Here is a 15,246-nt window from a genome sequence, read left to right on the forward strand (position 1 = left end):
GACAGACAATACCGTCGCCGACGCCGTGCTCGACCGCCTCGTCCACAACGCCCACCGCATCGAACTGGCCGGCGACAGCATGCGCAAGCAAAGGGCCTCGCCCCTCTTGACCCCCGCCGAAAACGGCGAAACCTATAACCCCTGACGAAAACGAGGCACCCGAGGACCACCCCGTCAAAACTGTCCGGACTTTAGCGGAAACGCTGTCCGGGAATTAGCGGAATGGCTGTCCGGATTCAGCGAAGCGCGCAGCAACTTCCAAACCAACTCGTAAAGATCTTTTCGTGTCATCCGACGCGGTGAATTCACGTCAGGCTCCTCAACTTTATATATTTTGCAAATTATACCAAGGATGTGGGACCAAGATGCTATTCGACTCTCAATTTCGGCGGCTTCGGAAATCCAGCGAGATCACGCTTGCTGTTTGCTGTGCCGAGCTTCCCTCCTGCGCCTTGGCCTCGACCAGCGCCATGTCGAGCATGTAGGCAAGCATCGGCAGATTGCCCTCATTGGCGATACGAACCAACTCCTTCAGCGCTACCGTGATCACTCGTGCTGCAGATTCGGATTCCTCGGACATGGCCGTCGTCTCCATCACCAACCGACACATATTGCCACGGCTGGCGCGAGTGGGGATAAGTTTCCTGCTCGGGTTGTGGGTGGTCGTCGGCGGCATTGGGGCGCAGGCCGCGTTGGCGGGCGACTTCGTCATCCACTACGCGCCCGTGGAGAATCTCGAGCGTGTCGACGTGGGGCTACTGGACGAGGCTGGCGACACGATCGACATGGCGGCGTATATCCTCACCGATCGCCCCGTCATCGACGCCCTGATAGCCGCCAAGGCGCGCGGCGTGGTCATCCGGGTCGTTCTCGATCCCACACAGAAACACGACCTGGCGAGGCTCACTCCGCTACTGGCGGACGCACGGATGAAACGCCCTGGTCCCATCATGCACTTGAAATCCTATCTCGTGGACGGGACCGTTATCCGATCGGGATCGGCGAACTTCACAGCGAGCGGCTTGAAGCAGCAGGACAACGATCTGATCGTCTCATCGGATGGCGCAACTGTCCGGTCATTCACAGAAAACTTCGAACGGATGTGGTCCAGGGCGCAACCAGTCTCTCTCGCCATGCCGCCCGCTGCACCCGCCTCCACGACCCGTCAGCCGACCTCGTCCACCGCTTGCATGATCAAGGGCAACGTCAACCGGAAGGGCGAGCGCATCTATCATCTGCCCGGGGGACGAGACTATGAAAGGGTGACGATGACAGATCCGAAGAAACGGTGGTTCTGTTCCGAGCATGAGGCGCAAGAGGCTGGCTGGCGCTCTTCCGCAAATTGATAGACCCGCATCAATCCTCACCAACGGTGTCGAGTAATTTCAATTTCTCGAATACCGCCCTCTCGAATCTCTTCAATTGTCGAGATATTTTCTCCCCCTGCCCAAATGCATTCGCGCTTCGTCGAGCATAGGATGAGAAGTTCCGAAACTGAAGAGGCGTAAAACGTCTCCGCAGGCGCTTCGTGTAGACTTTACTCGAGCGCCCCTTCGCGATTGCCTCTTCTGCAACGCGCTGCGTTCTCTTGAACGCTCGCTTCATCTTCCGCCACTGGCGGGAGAGCGAACTTGCTCGGATGTACACCCCATCGGGATGGAAATTGAACCCGAGGTATTGAGCTGCCTTCTTTGGTAAATGAGCAGGAGCTGTATGATCAAAGCGCGTTCGCTCCGTTTTTGCTATGCTCAGTTCCAATTTTTCTGCACGGACGAGCCCACCAATTGTTGCCTCGGCTTGGGCAGCGAATTCATCTTTGCATATGACGAGGATGTCGTCGGAATATCGACGGTATAGTCCACCTATGCCGTCGCAATATGCCTTCGCTGCCAAATCAAAATCGATCATATAGAGATTTGAGAGCGTAGCGCTGATCGGAGTGCCTTGCGGAATTCCCACGTTCGGAGTGGGATTCGGTTTGAAAGCAATACCGGACGCCTTCAAGTCGAGAATCGTCGCGATTGGTTCCCGCCCCTTCGCCTTTAAGCTTTCGGCATATTTTGGGTTCTCTCGGAGTTTCTCGAGTTCGACGTAATGAAATCGTGAAATATGTCGGAAAACACGCAGCCAATCATCACTCAAGCTAACCGTATTCAGCATTCTCTTCAGACGCGTCTTCAGCAACCCATGATCCAGATTGTCGAAGAAGCCGGTCACATCGAACGCGAGAATGGTGACCGGAGAATTGGTCTTTGCAAATTCAAAGACATCAGCAGCGAAGTGATAGTTACCCCTGCCCAGCGGCCTATAAGCAATGACGTTCTCACTAATGCCGCGCTTAATATAAAAATCATTGAGTTCGTTTCCAAGCAAGAATGAATAGTAAGACAAAATGCATGCATCCCTATGCGAGGCATACATGATTGGTCTGTCTTTGTATTTTGTTTTGCCTCTTTCCGCGCCCTTTGTCTTGCGGTACCGCTTTTCCGATTTGATGTACCGGATCATCGGACTGAAGGCATGTCGCGAAACAAATTTTGGGTCAGTCGCCTTGAGAGCAAACTTCTCACATACGGGACGATCGAAGTGCTTGTAGCCTCTTGGTCGAAACCAATCCAGATTCAACTGAGCGCCCTCGCAGTCGCAGAGTTCGGGGGATTAGCTCTGACCCTGAGCCCCGGCGGTTGACCGGACATCCCCCGAACGCACGCCGCCATCTGTCAGCTTCGGTTCGATGTGTCTGAGCTTCGAACTTCTATCCAACACGGGTCTAAAAACGCGAGGCGGTATAATGTAACCGTGGAGGTCCGAGCTATGCTCAGTGTCTCATTCGATTGGGTCGCGGTCGTCGCGATGCTGATCAGCATCGTGTTGCCGGCAGCCACTTTCGAGGTTGACAGTCTCAACAGTCCGACCACTCGGCCATTTCCGAGAGGCGTCTCCAATATGGATTGAGGGACGCAACCTTACAAGCCTTGGTTCGCAGCCTTACCCATCTTTCCCATGTCGTCGTACACGAGATTCTCGGTCGCTCAAATCTCACCGCGACTCTTCGCGTAGCTGCTTTTCCCTACGGCACGACGCCTGACCAACATCTCGACTCCCTTGGCGATGGTCCCTTTGTCGAGATCGTTCAGATCGAACACGCTGCCGTACCAGGCCACCATGCGGTGATGGTTCCGACTCCGTGGCTTTGCCATGGCGTCGAGGAACTCCTCGAAGCCGGTGATGCCACCGACGTCCTCAGGGGGCGCACGGTGTTCGCCATCGATGAACCTCGGGTAGTCACGGGCGGGATCGAGAACGGAGACCTCCTCCACGTCGACTTTGAATTCCCAGTTATCACCGAAATCGTAGTTGTAGGCGAACTCCACCACACTACGATCGACGAGCGTTCCGATCTTCAGATTTCTGGCGTCGTAGATTTTCACCCAGTCGATGCCATCGATGTTGGGGACGCCGTATCGCCTCGGCTCCTCGTCACCCCCCACCCGAAATTGGAAGAGGTGGTAGTTCTCGAATGGGAAGACCGCCTGGATGAGGTCGTGCAGCCCACGAAGGCTCGTGGTGAGAGGCACCTCCACACGACGCCATATCCTCGGCTCGAAATGCTCGAGTTCGATTCGGATACGAGCGATTCGATTGGTGTAGGAGGCGGTCGCTGTCATTGCGCGATGATAACCGAGGATGGAGCCCCGCTCCAACACCACATCGGAACGACAACGGGCAACGCTGCCCTTCAGCTTTGCGTCATCGGTTCGCGTAGCCGCATAATCGGCACCAATCACCGGAGATCGCACAGCGTCGTGACGGGATTGCCATGGGTCGGGCGAAAACAGCGGTAATAACCAGCGTTTGGAATGCCACCAACCCAAGGCCAACTATACTTCAGAATATTTAGTTTCAGAAAATGCTCTTAATTTTAGGAAGCGAGAATCTCAGATATTCGCGGTGAATCTCAGATTCATGGCTCCACAACAAGATTGGATGGGGCGGCAGGATTCGAACCTGCGGATGGGGGAATCAAAATCCCCTGCCTTACCACTTGGCGACGCCCCAGAAATCCGCGAAGCGGGTGCGACCCGGCCGGCGGACGGACGTTCCTATAGCGACTTCGCTCCCCCCGGGCAACCGGCGGCGCGGCGCCGGATTCGGCCCTCGCATCGCGCCGCGGATGCCGCGTGGCCACCGCCCGACGACACGCGCGGCGGTATCCCCGGATGCGAGCGCCGCACACCGCGTCTCCGCTCGCGTGGCGATTAGGGGCTTGCGGGGTCCGGGCCGGGCCGCTATACACCCCTCGCGGTCACGGAGTGTAGCGCAGTCTGGTAGCGCACCTCGTTCGGGACGAGGGGGTCGCAGGTTCAAATCCTGCCACTCCGACCACCGCTTAGCTCTTTCCCGAAGAGCAAGACGGAAAGCTTCACGGAAAACTACGTCACCCGGCGCCCGACGTCCGGGTGCTTTTCTGTGCCCGCATCCAGGCCAGCATCCCGTCCCGATCCATCAGCAGCAGCGCCGCGGCGAGCAGCACCACCGGATCGCGCCCCATCGCCGAGGCGCGGTCTCTGACGGCGGCGGCGAGATCCCAGGCCTCGATATCGGCGTGGATCGGGTCGGTCTCGATGTCGATCATCGCGCCACCGTCCCAACCCATGCGCTCAGCATGGCGCCCTTGCCGGCGAGATAGCCGCCGAGACCGGCCGCCACCATCAGCACCCAGCGCGCGCCCTTGGCCTGCTGAAACAGCGCGACCAGGGTCTCAACCTGCGTGGACAGCTTGTCGACGGACGCGGTCAGGGCATCGACCTTGGTCTCCAAAATGGCGATGCGCTCGGCGTGTTCGGTGTCGGCGGCGGTCATCGGCGCTCCTTCGCGATTTTGGTTTTGTTGGTCACTGCCGCCGCTTGATGGCGGCGATGAGCACATCGTGACGGTCCGCGCAGTCTTCGAGGCGGTCGCGATCGGTGCGCCAACCGAGATCGATCTCTTCGACCGTGAGCAGGCGGGTCGGCTGCGTCGTCTTGCGCCGACACGGCGCCATTGCCTCCGGTGCCGCGATCACCGGTCTGTCAGGAAGAACGGCGAGCGTCCGGTCAGCGCAGGCGGCTGCCGTCATAGACGCCGCGATCACCAGGGCGAGGGATCGGGATCGGAGCATGGGAGATCTCCTCGAATATGGCGGCACGCGCCGCCGCCTTGGCGGCGAGCACCGAGGAATCGGCTTTGGCGTCGCGCCGGTCGGAGGCGTCGAACGCGGCGCGGCGCACCACCTCGACGGCGACCGCCGCGGCCTGTCGCTGGCGCTCGACGTGGCCGCCATGCCAGTCGGCGACCGGGTAGACGACGATGGCGGTGATGATCGCCGCGCCGAGCGGCGTCTTGAGTGCCGCCTCGAGCAGCGGCGCCACGACCTTGACGACCGGGCCGAGGATGGTGGTCGAGAAGAAGGACCATGCGAGGAGGAGAGCGGAGACCATTGCTCAGTCCCTCCGATCAGGCCGACCAGCCGGCCAGAAGTGACGCGGCGCGCAGCCCTTGTGGAGTGCCACCCCACAATCGAGGCAGACGATTTCGGCCCGAAACGCGATCGGCTGGCCACACTCGCCGCATGTCCGACCGGAAAGCGCTTTGAATTTTTCGAGAGCCCGCTCCACCAAGTTCCAATCGCGACGAGGAATGTTGCCGGGGTGGCTTTCCCCGATTCCCTCATAGGCGGCCTCGATCACCGCCCGCGTATCGCGCCAGTCGCCGAACAGGGCCATCGGTCACCCCCCGTCTCGGCCGGCGTGGAACAGGTCGAGCACCCGGAGCTGCTGGCCATGGGCGCGCGCCCACCACCAAGCACCGACGCCGACAAGCACGGCACCACCGAGCAGCGCCGGGTGATCGCCGAGCCATCCGAGGACCGGCCCGACAAGGTCCGCGATTTCGCCGTAGAGGCCACGGGCGGCCTTGGCCTTGTCGACGACGCTCTGCACTCGCCCGACGGGGTCACCATCCGGCCCGAGCAGCGATGCGCCGGCCGTGGCGAGGCCGCCGAGGACGACCTGCTTCGCGGAGGTCTTCGACGTTTCGGCCGCCACGACGACGGGCTGATCGGCGACAGCGGCAATCGGTGCGGTCGCGCGGGCGTCGGACACGCTCGCCGTCTGCCCGGTGCGGAGCGCCGCATCGAGCGCATCGCGGCACGCCGCGTCCCATCCGCCCGGACCCATGCCGTGATCGTGCCGGAAACCGGCAACGGCCTGGGTGGTGAGGCGCCCCGGCTTGCCGTCGGGCGTCCCGGTGTAGTAGCCGAGGCCCTTGAGAGCGCGCTGCACCGCTTCGAGCTCGAAGCCGGCGAGAGCCGGCGGCGGATCGGCATGGACACCGTCGGGCAGCGCGATCGGGATCTCGGGGCAGAGCGCGATGAGTGCCGCCAGGATCGCCGCGGCGCCGATCTGTCCGGAGACGGCGGAGGCCGACCAGACATGATCACGGACGTACTTGCCCGAGGTGTAGTGGTTGGTGCCGCTCCAGAGGTAGGGCGACAGCGTCTCGGGATGGTTGTCGCGGTAGCCGAGGCCGTTGTAGACCTCCCATCCATAGAGAGCGCGCTCGATCGACCAATCCTCGACCTTGGAGACGTGCTTGATCTCCAACGCCGCGACTGCTCCCTCCTCGAAAGTGAAGGGCGGCTTGCCGTCCCGCGGCAGACCGGGCGGCTCCTGTCGGGTGCGAGAGGTGAGCGGGTCGCCGTTGGCGAGGTGCCGGTCGAACTGGCCGCCACACTCCATGTGATGAATCACGCCGATCCACCACCACGGCGCCCGAGACCGGTCATCGGCGCCGATCGCCTCGTAGCGCGCCCGGTCGCGTAGGATCTTCGCGGCGGTCTGACGCGCCTCGGCGGACCATGCACCGCGGACGACGGCGGTCGACCAGAGGCGCCCATATTCGGCCGACAGAGTTTCGAAGGGGATCATGGTCTCATCTCCGGATGCGGGAGCGGCGCCCGAAGGCGCCGAGGCTGGATCGGTCGGGACTGCGTCGGTCAGGCCGCCGCCGGCTGAAAATCCATCCCGTCGGGGGCATAGGCGCTGATGGCGGTGATCGCCTCGAGCAGCGGCGCGTCTTCGGCGGAACGGGCCGCGACGACTGCGGCATCCTCGGCGGCCTGCGCCGCCTGAAGTTCGGCGAGAGCGTGGGTGTGGGCGTCCGCACGGGCGGCGTCTTCCGCGGTGCGGGTCGGTGCCTTGGCGGCGAGCAGCGCGCGCAGGGACGCGACGAGATCGGGCTTCATGCTCATGGTGGTGTCCTTGTGAGGAGGGTGGCGATGGAAGAGCGGCCGATTCTGAAATGGCGGCGAACGTGGCCGGCGGAACCGAACGCCGCCGACGACTTCATGGCGACCGGCGACGATCTGATCTCGCTGCGGATCTACCGGCTGGTCGGTGGCCCGCAGGTCGGGCGTTGGGCGTGGTTCGCGGCCCGCGACGAGCGCTCGGCCGGCCGCGGCGAGGCGGATACGCCGAGAGCAGCGGCCATTGCCGCAGAGACGGCGGTCGGGGTCCGGCCGCCTACGGAGCCGGATCGACCCTGACCCGGGCGAGACCGTCGATGCCGAGGCCGCGGCCCGCGGCGACGATCGACACGCCGGTATCGAGGCGGGTGATCCTCATGCGCGAGCCGAGCGGTGCTGTGCGATGGGCGACCAGCACCTCGGAGGCTGATCTGTGCCGCGACCATCGCGAGCCATCAGCGAGGCGATGCAGGTCTCGGCGCGTGCAGGCGGGTCGAAGCCGCGGCGATCGGGTGTTTCGCTACACCAGCCGCTTCTCGGTTTCGGAGCGCATCCGAGCCGTCTGCCGGCGCGCCGAGATCCCCTACAAGAGCCCGCATCTCTGCGGTCGTCATACCTTCGCCACGACGGCAATCGAACTCGGCATCGACATTGGCACCGCGATGGCGGCAGGCGAGTGGAGAAGTTCCAAGGTCTTTCTGGAGACCTACGTCCATCCGAGAATCAACGCCGGGAGGCTCGTCGCCGATAGGATGAACCTGCACTCGTTCGGCGAGTTGTGAGATGCGACGGGGATGCCGGGCGACGCTCGGCACCCCCACAAACTTGATCAGGGCGTGGGGGGGCGACCGGAAACCATGGGCGACGACATGAAAGCACACAACTTGCGATCACAGGTGACCGCATGTTAGCTTCTGCGCAGCAAGCAGGTAGGGGCCTTTATGATGGATGCCACTAGAAATAATAATTTTGGGGCACTAAGACTAATATTCGCATCATTAGTTTTGTATTCTCACACACCACAAATGATTCATGGATCGCGCAAATATGAAATTCTATATTACATATTTGGCAATCTTACATTGGCAGAGATCGCCGTTGATGCGTTCTTTATAATAAGCGGGTACCTCATAACACAAAGCTTCGAAAACTCATCATCTGTTTGGTCGTATTCAAAAAAGAGAGTTCTCAGGATATTTCCCGGGTATCTTGTTGTTTTTTGGATTTGCGTTCTAATCGTTGCCCCACTCGCGGGAGCAGGTTTATCCGGTTTCAATGTATCAACGGCATTAACGGGACTTCTTGCAAACATAAGACTGATGCCTCCAAATGGTTTTGCCGTGTTCCCAGGCCTCCCGTTTCCTAGCCTCAATGGGTCACTTTGGACAATCGCGTATGAATTCCGCTGCTATATAATTGTATTAATAGCAGGGTCTTCCGGACTACTTAGTGAACGATACAAAATCGTATTCCCGTTAGTCGCCGCTTTTCTTTTGTCGATCAACGCACTAGAGATAATTCCCAAGATTGAATTTCCTGGGAGTTCTATTATAGGATACCCACGTGATGATGTGCGGTTTTTTGGTCTATTTGTGTGCGGAATGACATTTTACTTATATCGCGCACGCATATACTACCGACATTGGACAGCCTCGCTTTCCGCGGCCTGCCTTCTCGTCGGAATGACTAATCGGATCACCGCAGAGGCGAGCTTTGCGATATTTGGCGGCTATATGATATTTTGGGCTGCATTTCGGGTTAAAGCTCTATTGCCAAGCGTATTTACGGCGAGTTTTGATATATCTTACGGAGTATATCTCTACGCTTGGCCTGTACAGAGCATTATTATATACTATGTCAGTCGTGACTCCTTCGTAGTTTCTCTTATATCTTCCGCTATTGTAGCGGTTATTGCTTTCGCTAGTTGGTTTGTGATTGAACGCCCAGCACTTGATTTTGCGCGGCGTCAAACACAGTCACGCCGAGCGCAGTCGGCCGAGTAGGTGTTGTCATAGGCGATACGTGGCCCGAACCGCAGTGAAAATCTGACAGTCGCGGTGTCATGGATGCGTAGCGAGCCATGATGCGTAAATGTTCGCAAACGGGGTCAACACTGCATCAGCAAACCCCGTCGAACCGGACGGTTCAATCGCCATCGTCGATTGATCAAATTTTACGATTGCAGCGGAATTGTAGTCTATAAATTGCTCCACAGTGTACGTCATCTTGCGATCGATCCGAGAGCCCGACGGAAGCGACAGAGCGGACACCTCGAACCGATAATCGCTGCTGTTGACGGACCCGGTTCGGCTCGGCGGCAGAGGGTCAATCGGTGCAGGACCAAACAACAGCGTATCCGAGCAGTTTTTCATCTCGGATATACTGATCGGAACTGGAAAGTACGGCGTTTCGGTCGGGTTCTGGACGAGGGCAGACCACGCCAGATAGTCCCACCGACCGAGGCGAGAGAAGCCGCGACCGACATCGAACAAATGCAGCCGCCTCGCGGCGACAGTGCGGAACCCCGAGCCAGGCGGGCATGTCCCCGAATTTGCGGCAGCGCCATAGGTAGCCCAGAGTTCGAGGGCCGACTGACAACGAGCCACCCAATTATCACTGAGATCTACGTTATCCCACCCGGACGTCGATGTATTCATCGGATATCCCTGAATAGTCAGGGCCGAGTCGTAGTTTTCCCAGAAGAGGCAGTTCTTACACGTAACGTTTTGCGCGCCACCGAACTGCTGAAATCCATCACCATATCGGTGACCGGAAAGATTCGAACCGCCAATGATGTGCATTACGCACCATTGAACGTCGGTATTGCTTCCGACGTTGCATGCGTGACCGCCGGTCCCCTCGAACCATATGTCACGGATCTTGATGCCAGGGTCCATTCCGATCTGCCAGACGTTCGGAGCGGCGCGGATTTCTGCCGCGAGCGCGGAAGGATTGGCCGGGGCACGGACATAAAGGTATTGCGTATCGTCGGCGTAGAAATCCCAGTCCGCGACACATTCTGCGATCGATTGCCGTCGATAAGTCTTGATAGCTCCATCGACTAGAAGCCGACCGATATTGGCTCCGTCGCTCCCAGAAGTCTGCGAACCCGTCCTCAAGACCGCTGCATTTGCGTCGATACGCCAGATATTCGACGAATAAAGAGACCATCCGGCCGGGTCGAGATACTTCCACGACGACAGTTTCGGCAGCGGATCGAGGACCGTCCCGCCATACGCGCCAACGTAGACGGGCGTGTCTGTGTCCTTGCGGTTCGAGCCGCCATTCGGCCTGAGCCGCAATGTGTCGCTCAGCGGGAACGATTGTCCACGCTTAAACAGGACGCGCGCGCCCGGCGAGTAGGAAAGCGACGATACCTTGTCGGTCGTCTTCCACGCCTGGGAAGGGTACGCGCCGGAATTGCTGTCGGAGCCGTTGACCGCGTCGACATAGAAGGTGTCGAACGACGTTCCGCCGCCACCACCGCCGATACCAAGTCCCCCTGCCAATAACCGTAAAGGGCGCATAACCTACCTCATGCGTAGAAGAAATTGAGATCCTGAATGTCGGCTGCCGACACACTGCTCGAACTCGTCGATCCGTTATCAGTTGTGAGGCCAAAGGCAATTGCAGATGAGAAGTAATACCCTGCCGGCCATGTAAAATTAAAAACCGATGATGGCGGGAGTCGAAGGATCATCACGCCTATATCAACGCTAGTAGCGGCAGCGTTGCGGTTCATAAACCGCAAATACCGAACCGACGCCGAATTGTTATATCCTGTGACGCCGTAAAGGTACCCGGCCGTCGCCTTGATCGTCAGCCCCGTTTCCGACGCCGACGAATTTTGCCGTTTATACGTGCTCGACGGGTTTGGGCTGATGCCAATCGCCGTCCCATTAACGTCGACCAACATTGCCGCGTGGGCCGGCATCACCGACCCGTCATCGCCCTGCCACCAATTGGCGACCGTCGAAACCAGCGAGGCGAGGGATTTAGGGACAAAGCCAGCCATTTAGATTGCTCCTGCAAAGAAGGCGCGAAGAAGGATGGTCGAGAGCCCCACGCCCTTGCCGAGGGTGGCAACGGCCTTGAGCGATGTGCCGAGGACCAGCATCAGAGCACCATGACGAGCGTGAGGGCACGATCGGCGGATTGCACCACGGGGGCGCCGGATGTGCCGGTGCGGATTTCGAGCCAGGCGACGCCGAGCCAATCGACGAGCGGCACCCGCACTGAGCGCGACGCGGCGACGATGTAGGCGACCTCATTCCCGCTCTCGTCGTAGAGGTTGCCGAATGTGGCGCCGTCGTAGCTGGTCCGGAACGTCACCGTCGTCCCGTCCAATGCGGAGGGGAGCACGATGCGCGCGAGGCGGCCGCCCGCGAGGTCGATCGGGCCGGACAGGCTATTGCCGTTGAGGATGGCCACCGACACGGTGCCTTGAGCGGCCGGGACGGCGACCGCCAGAGAAGGGTTCGTCATGTTGGAACTCCCGGGGATGGTGGGGGTCAGGCGGCCCAGGTGATCGCAGCAAGCGCGATGGCGTCGGGCGCCATCAGTGCCTCGGCGGTGAGCGTGTCGAGCGACGTCTGACAGGTCACGACCCAGGCCTTGCCGTCGGCGCCGGCGGTCTGGATCTGCGCAGCGGTATGGGGCAGGAACGCCCATTCCCCGACCCCATCCGCGCACCAGAACGGCGTTGACCAGTCGGCGGCGACGCCGGGCAGCATCGAGGCGACGACCGAGCCCATGAGATTGGTCTGGTCGGTCGGCTTGCTCGGGTACGTGTGGGGGCTGCCGAGCGCAGCCGAGACAAAGCCGCCGACGATCGCCGCAGAGCAGGCCGCGCGCAACTCGGCGACCTTGGCAGTGCGGGCCTCGTCGAGCGAGATTACCGGCGGGCACGGGGACCCGGCCTCGTCGATGTGCCAGCCGATGCCGGCGGCCTCGGTCGCGGCGACGAACATGCATCCGTCGGGCGCGTCGATCCCATCATCGATCGTCGCCGCCGGGACGATTTCGGTCGTCGCGTCGACCGTGACCGACGCCGTGTGTGCAGGCACGATGCGCGTGTGTTCGGGGATCGTGTGGACCCAGGTGAGACGGCGCCCATCGGCGGAAATCGTCGCGCCCTCCGGGGCGACCATGCAATCGACGGCAACGCCGCCCTGATAGGTCAGGATTTTCATGGGTGCCTCACTTGAATTCGATGATCAGGACGCAGCCATTACCGCCCGTGCCGCCGGTCTGCGAGTCCTCGGCACCGCCGCCGCCACCGCCATTGACGCCTGCACCCGGAGACCGCGGCGTGCCAGGGGAGACCATGCCGTGCACCCCGCCACCGGTTCCGAACAGGCCGGCACCACCCGTGCCAGGGGCGACATTGGCCGCGGCGGTTCCGGGAGCGCCCTTGAGTTGGACCGTTCCAGCCGTGGCCGTGCCACCGACACCACCGGAGGAGTAGAAGAGCCCGGTCCCGTCGTTGAAGCCGACGAGGCCGCCCGCGCCACCGCCGGCAACGGCAGCAGTGCCGAACGACGTGGACCCACCGGCCGAGCCTGCCGCGGTATTGGAGCCCGCGCCGCCCGCGCCGATGGTGACCGTGGTGCTGGTCGGCGACGTCACGAGGGCAACTGCCAGGGCACCGCCACCGCCGCCACCGCCCGCACCGAGTGTTCCGGTCGTCGCTGGCCCGCCGCCGCCGCCGCCCGCACCCTGTGCGAAGACGAGCGCGGCCACCGTGCCCGCCGTCGGCGTATAGGTGCCGGTCGCGGTGATGAATTGGATGCCCGCCACCCCCTTGGCGTCGACATATTGCTTCGTCGCCACGTCCATCGCCGCGGTCGGGTCGGCGGCAACCGTCGCTCGACCATCGGAGCGGAAGGACATCTTCCGGACCGCGTTGAAGAGGATCGACAGCTCGGTCGTGTCGTCGTTGCCGGTGCCGGTCATCGCGAACAGGCCGGTATCGCCATCGCCGCCGAAGCCGTAACCGACCGCAGCGGCGTTGTTGGCAGGCGCCCCCTTCGCCGCACGGAACGCCGTCCCGGCGAGCAGCCCGGTCATCGTGTCGCCGGCCTTGGCTACGAACCCGGTGATGCTGGAGAGCAGCCCGAACAGCTTCGGGTTGATGAAGGGCGCGTTCGGGTGGACGACGATGTTGCCTGACGAAATGGACGTCGCGCCATAGGCGACCGTCACGACCCACAGAGGAACATAGCCGGCATCGGCGCTCGGCGTGGTCTGCGTGCCGGAAGTTGCCGCCGTCCCCGCTTTGGTCGAAAGCGAGAGCGTGCCGGTTCGCGTGGTGTGTTGGGCCGCCCCCGAATTGCTCGGCCCCGACCACGCCACGGCGGGATTGGACGAGTTGTAGTAGGGGAGCACGGTCGAACCGCCGTCGACCTCCGAAAACGTGCCCTGGATCAGATAGTTGATCGCATAGCCGACGGTCGCAGGGGCCGTCAGAGCGAACGCCGCGCTGTCGTAGAGCAGGCCCTGCTTGAGGATCGAATGCGTCGTGTCGGCGGCGAGGCTCGAATAGGACGCATCATCCACGGCAGCGACGGCATAGATGGAGCCGGGCGCGACGTTGACGGTCATCGAAGCGGGAGACGTCGGGGTGCACGCCAGCCCATCAACGCACGTGGTCGTGCCGAGGATCGCCTGAGCGAAAAACCCGAGCGCGATCATGACGTCTCGGTTGGTATGCAGCAAATCCGTTTCGAGGGGGATCTGCCCCGAGTAGACCATTTGACGGCGCATCGGCCTTACCTCACGATTGGATATTGACCCAAGCAGTTGTGCCGAGGGCCTTGGTTTTCTCGATGGTCTCGTAAATCTCGGCGTCGGCGATTTGGGCGCCGGCAGAAGTAATGTCTGCGTATTCGGTGGCGCTCGGCGTGGTGTATGCCGCCGCGATACCGTACCCGCCGACGTATGGGATGCCGGCAGTTGCAGGTCGGTACGCCGTCATGAAGTATTCGGTCGGCATGATGACCGACCCATAGCCGCCGATCGCCCCATAAGCGCACCCGCCGAGGCCGTAGGACCCCGTATCGGCAGGCCGGCGAGGCTCGAAGATGACCGGCGCGCGGCCCGTCAGATCGGTGAGCGCCGCGACCATGCCGGCCCGCGTCGCACGCTCTCTGAGGATTTCCTTGAGCACCCGGACCCGGTAGACGTCATCGAGTTCGCCCGTCCGGCGCCGGAGCCCGAGGCCGAGAAAATCAAACGAGATGAGATCGAGGAAAGCTCCGGTCGCCGTCGAGATCCGCGATTGGGTGATGACCCATTGGAACAGCCCGTAGGCCCATGCCAATTGATCGGCGAGAGCCCCGAGCACGGCATCGCGAAGGGGCGCGATACCCGCGAACCATCGGCCCGGCAGGAGGCTTTTCAGCCTCGCCAGCATGTCGGCGCTATCGCCCGTCATGGGGTTTCCTCACGAAAGGGTCAGGGTGCCGGCTTTGATGGTCTGAGCCGCGGTCGCGACGAAATCGGCCGTCGTCCCGTTGAGCGTCACGCTCTGGACGTTGGTGACGCCGGGGCTCGCCTGATAGGCCCACCGGATCAACTGCGTGTAGGGGAGCGGATTGCCGAGCCCGGTCGCATTGATGTTCTGCGTGAGGGCCGCCGTCACCAGGGCGATGACGTCGGAATGGGTGTAGCCGGCGGCCGTCGTAACGGTCATCGCAACGTCGGCGGTGAGCGCAGAGTGTTGATTTCCGCGGAGAACTGACCCAGGCTTTCCACTGAGAACTGACCCGCCTTGATGATGGTCGGTTGGTCAGTTGGCGGTCAAGTTCCTCGTCTTCTCCCTGGTTGGTTTGGCCGTTTTCGCCGAACTGTTCTTGAAGCGGAAGCTGTCGTTCCCTGTCTCCAGGATGTGGCAGTGGTGGGTGAGCCGGTCGAGCAACGCGGTCGTCATCTTGGCATCGCCGAAGACGGTCGCCCATTCA

23 protein-coding genes and 2 tRNA genes are annotated in these 15,246 nt (G+C 61.4%); 6 read left to right on the forward strand and 19 right to left on the reverse strand.

Going from position 1 to position 15,246, the window contains the following annotated elements; genetic code table 11:
- Nucleotides 1-145: ATP-binding protein (locus tag EYW49_RS21920; RefSeq protein ID WP_228259712.1), on the forward strand; the 145-nt coding region annotated here is incomplete at its 5' end.
- A gap of 234 nt (nt 146-379) precedes the next feature.
- Here EYW49_RS21920 and EYW49_RS21925 read toward each other — a convergent pair.
- Nucleotides 380-580, reverse strand: coding sequence for a hypothetical protein (locus EYW49_RS21925; protein WP_131311762.1), 201 nt, complete (start codon nt 578-580; stop codon nt 380-382).
- Between EYW49_RS21925 and EYW49_RS21930 the strand changes: the two genes are divergently transcribed.
- On the forward strand, nt 579-1,346 hold the full coding sequence (locus EYW49_RS21930) for a phospholipase D-like domain-containing protein (protein ID WP_131311764.1): 768 nt from the start codon (nt 579-581) through the stop codon (nt 1,344-1,346). The two genes, EYW49_RS21925 and EYW49_RS21930, sit on opposite strands and share 2 nt — an antisense overlap.
- A gap of 10 nt (nt 1,347-1,356) precedes the next feature.
- Here EYW49_RS21930 and EYW49_RS21935 read toward each other — a convergent pair whose 3' ends face one another.
- The 3 genes from EYW49_RS21935 to EYW49_RS21945 form a co-directional block, all read right to left on the reverse strand.
- The gene (locus EYW49_RS21935) at nt 1,357-2,625 is read right to left on the reverse strand and encodes a reverse transcriptase/maturase family protein (protein WP_131311765.1); all 1,269 of its coding nucleotides are present in this window, start codon (nt 2,623-2,625) and stop codon (nt 1,357-1,359) included.
- A gap of 407 nt (nt 2,626-3,032) precedes the next feature.
- Complete coding sequence (locus tag EYW49_RS21940) at nt 3,033-3,875, reverse strand: plasmid pRiA4b ORF-3 family protein (RefSeq protein ID WP_228259711.1); 843 nt, start codon at nt 3,873-3,875, stop codon at nt 3,033-3,035.
- Between the two features lie 109 nt (nt 3,876-3,984).
- Nucleotides 3,985-4,059, reverse strand: a tRNA-Gln gene (locus tag EYW49_RS21945).
- A gap of 250 nt (nt 4,060-4,309) precedes the next feature.
- Between EYW49_RS21945 and EYW49_RS21950 the strand changes: the two genes are divergently transcribed.
- Nucleotides 4,310-4,386 (forward strand) — tRNA-Pro (locus EYW49_RS21950).
- Nucleotides 4,387-4,438: 52 nt separating this feature from the next.
- On the opposite strand, the gene EYW49_RS21955 is transcribed toward EYW49_RS21950, so the two are convergent.
- The 7 genes from EYW49_RS21955 to EYW49_RS21985 form a co-directional block, all read right to left on the reverse strand.
- The gene (locus EYW49_RS21955) at nt 4,439-4,636 is read right to left on the reverse strand and encodes a hypothetical protein (RefSeq protein ID WP_131311767.1); all 198 of its coding nucleotides are present in this window, start codon (nt 4,634-4,636) and stop codon (nt 4,439-4,441) included.
- A complete protein-coding gene (locus EYW49_RS21960) occupies nt 4,633-4,863 on the reverse strand; it encodes a hypothetical protein (protein ID WP_131311769.1) in 231 nt (76 codons plus the stop codon). Before EYW49_RS21960 ends, EYW49_RS21955 begins: the two co-directional genes overlap by 4 nt.
- 31 nt (nt 4,864-4,894) lie before the next feature.
- A complete protein-coding gene (locus EYW49_RS21965) occupies nt 4,895-5,119 on the reverse strand; it encodes a hypothetical protein (RefSeq protein WP_131311771.1) in 225 nt (74 codons plus the stop codon).
- Nucleotides 5,097-5,480, reverse strand: coding sequence for a hypothetical protein (locus EYW49_RS21970; protein WP_131311773.1), 384 nt, complete (start codon nt 5,478-5,480; stop codon nt 5,097-5,099). The genes EYW49_RS21965 and EYW49_RS21970 overlap by 23 nt, the downstream gene beginning before the upstream one ends.
- Nucleotides 5,481-5,483: 3 nt before the next feature.
- Nucleotides 5,484-5,765: a C1 domain-containing protein gene (locus EYW49_RS21975; protein WP_131311775.1), complete on the reverse strand. Its 282-nt coding sequence runs from the start codon at nt 5,763-5,765 to the stop codon at nt 5,484-5,486.
- A gap of 3 nt (nt 5,766-5,768) precedes the next feature.
- Nucleotides 5,769-6,968, reverse strand: coding sequence for a peptidoglycan-binding protein (locus tag EYW49_RS21980; RefSeq protein WP_131311777.1), 1,200 nt, complete (start codon nt 6,966-6,968; stop codon nt 5,769-5,771).
- Nucleotides 6,969-7,036: 68 nt separating this feature from the next.
- Entirely contained in the window at nt 7,037-7,291 is a 255-nt protein-coding gene (locus EYW49_RS21985; protein WP_131311779.1) for a hypothetical protein, read from the reverse strand.
- Between the two features lie 27 nt (nt 7,292-7,318).
- Between EYW49_RS21985 and EYW49_RS21990 the strand changes: the two genes are divergently transcribed.
- The 3 genes from EYW49_RS21990 (at nt 7,319) to EYW49_RS23765 (ending at nt 9,288) form a co-directional block, all read left to right on the forward strand.
- Nucleotides 7,319-7,585: a hypothetical protein gene (locus tag EYW49_RS21990; protein WP_131311781.1), complete on the forward strand. Its 267-nt coding sequence runs from the start codon at nt 7,319-7,321 to the stop codon at nt 7,583-7,585.
- A 17-nt stretch (nt 7,586-7,602) separates the two neighbouring features.
- Complete coding sequence (locus tag EYW49_RS21995) at nt 7,603-8,067, forward strand: site-specific integrase (protein ID WP_131311783.1); 465 nt, start codon at nt 7,603-7,605, stop codon at nt 8,065-8,067.
- Between the two features lie 162 nt (nt 8,068-8,229).
- Nucleotides 8,230-9,288: an acyltransferase family protein gene (locus tag EYW49_RS23765; protein WP_407695498.1), complete on the forward strand. Its 1,059-nt coding sequence runs from the start codon at nt 8,230-8,232 to the stop codon at nt 9,286-9,288.
- A 57-nt stretch (nt 9,289-9,345) separates the two neighbouring features.
- On the opposite strand, the gene EYW49_RS22005 is transcribed toward EYW49_RS23765, so the two are convergent.
- The 8 genes from EYW49_RS22005 to EYW49_RS22040 form a co-directional block, all read right to left on the reverse strand.
- Nucleotides 9,346-10,812 (reverse strand): hypothetical protein, encoded by a 1,467-nt coding sequence (locus EYW49_RS22005; RefSeq protein ID WP_131311787.1) that lies wholly within the window; start codon nt 10,810-10,812, stop codon nt 9,346-9,348.
- A gap of 8 nt (nt 10,813-10,820) precedes the next feature.
- A complete protein-coding gene (locus EYW49_RS22010) occupies nt 10,821-11,300 on the reverse strand; it encodes a hypothetical protein (protein WP_131311789.1) in 480 nt (159 codons plus the stop codon).
- Between the two features lie 101 nt (nt 11,301-11,401).
- Nucleotides 11,402-11,770 carry a hypothetical protein gene (locus EYW49_RS22015; protein WP_131311791.1) on the reverse strand — a complete coding sequence of 123 codons (369 nt, stop codon included), beginning with the start codon at nt 11,768-11,770 and terminating at the stop codon, nt 11,402-11,404.
- Nucleotides 11,771-11,796: 26 nt separating this feature from the next.
- A complete protein-coding gene (locus EYW49_RS22020; RefSeq protein WP_131311793.1) occupies nt 11,797-12,477 on the reverse strand; it encodes a DUF4376 domain-containing protein in 681 nt (226 codons plus the stop codon).
- A gap of 7 nt (nt 12,478-12,484) precedes the next feature.
- Complete coding sequence (locus EYW49_RS23645) at nt 12,485-14,050, reverse strand: glycine-rich domain-containing protein (RefSeq protein WP_131311795.1); 1,566 nt, start codon at nt 14,048-14,050, stop codon at nt 12,485-12,487.
- A 10-nt stretch (nt 14,051-14,060) separates the two neighbouring features.
- Nucleotides 14,061-14,720, reverse strand: coding sequence for a hypothetical protein (locus EYW49_RS22030; RefSeq protein ID WP_131311797.1), 660 nt, complete (start codon nt 14,718-14,720; stop codon nt 14,061-14,063).
- 9 nt (nt 14,721-14,729) lie between these two features.
- Nucleotides 14,730-14,978 (reverse strand): hypothetical protein, encoded by a 249-nt coding sequence (locus EYW49_RS22035; protein WP_131311799.1) that lies wholly within the window; start codon nt 14,976-14,978, stop codon nt 14,730-14,732.
- 96 nt (nt 14,979-15,074) lie between these two features.
- The coding region (locus EYW49_RS22040) for an ATP-binding protein (protein ID WP_165498317.1) at nt 15,075-15,246 on the reverse strand (172 nt) is incomplete at its 5' end.

The sequence above is a fragment of the Siculibacillus lacustris genome (genome assembly GCF_004328075.1).
GTDB lineage: Bacteria > Pseudomonadota > Alphaproteobacteria > Rhizobiales > Ancalomicrobiaceae > Siculibacillus > Siculibacillus lacustris.